General features: G+C 55.1%; 1 rRNA gene. It reads left to right on the top strand.

What is annotated here, in order from left to right:
- Positions 1–99 precede the first annotated feature (99 nt).
- Positions 100–1,103, top strand: a 16S ribosomal RNA gene (locus tag M8009_RS18860); the annotation flags it as partial.

Raw genomic sequence — 1,103 nt, 5'->3', positions numbered from 1 at the left:
GGTGACCAGTCACTGCAACATTCAAGGCAAGCGACTCGTCAAATGAGACGTTTGAACCTTGAGCCAGGTTTGGTTCCACCTTAGGAACTATCAGACTTTAAACTGAAGAGTTTGATCATGGCTCAGATTGAACGCTGGCGGCAGGCCTAACACATGCAAGTCGAGCGGAAACGATGGAGCTTGCTCCAGGCGTCGAGCGGCGGACGGGTGAGTAATGCATAGGAATCTGCCCGGTAGTGGGGGATAACCTGGGGAAACTCAGGCTAATACCGCATACGTCCTACGGGAGAAAGCAGGGGATCTTCGGACCTTGCGCTATCGGATGAGCCTATGTCGGATTAGCTTGTTGGTGAGGTAACGGCTCACCAAGGCGACGATCCGTAGCTGGTCTGAGAGGATGATCAGCCACATCGGGACTGAGACACGGCCCGAACTCCTACGGGAGGCAGCAGTGGGGAATATTGGACAATGGGCGCAAGCCTGATCCAGCCATGCCGCGTGTGTGAAGAAGGCTTTCGGGTTGTAAAGCACTTTCAGTGAGGAAGAAAGCCTTGGGGCCAATACCCCCGAGGAAGGACATCACTCACAGAAGAAGCACCGGCTAACTCCGTGCCAGCAGCCGCGGTAATACGGAGGGTGCGAGCGTTAATCGGAATTACTGGGCGTAAAGCGCGCGTAGGTGGCTTGATAAGCCGGTTGTGAAAGCCCCGGGCTCAACCTGGGAACGGCATCCGGAACTGTCAGGCTAGAGTGCAGGAGAGGAAGGTAGAATTCCCGGTGTAGCGGTGAAATGCGTAGAGATCGGGAGGAATACCAGTGGCGAAGGCGGCCTTCTGGACTGACACTGACACTGAGGTGCGAAAGCGTGGGTAGCAAACAGGATTAGATACCCTGGTAGTCCACGCCGTAAACGATGTCGACTAGCCGTTGGGGTCCTAGAGACCTTTGTGGCGCAGTTAACGCGATAAGTCGACCGCCTGGGGAGTACGGCCGCAAGGTTAAAACTCAAATGAATTGACGGGGGCCCGCACAAGCGGTGGAGCATGTGGTTTAATTCGATGCAACGCGAAGAACCTTACCTACCCTTGACATCGTGCGAACTT

The organism is Halomonas gemina (assembly GCF_023554995.1).
In the GTDB taxonomy this organism is placed as follows: domain Bacteria; phylum Pseudomonadota; class Gammaproteobacteria; order Pseudomonadales; family Halomonadaceae; genus Halomonas; species Halomonas gemina.
This window is presented reverse-complemented; position numbering and strand designations above follow the sequence as displayed.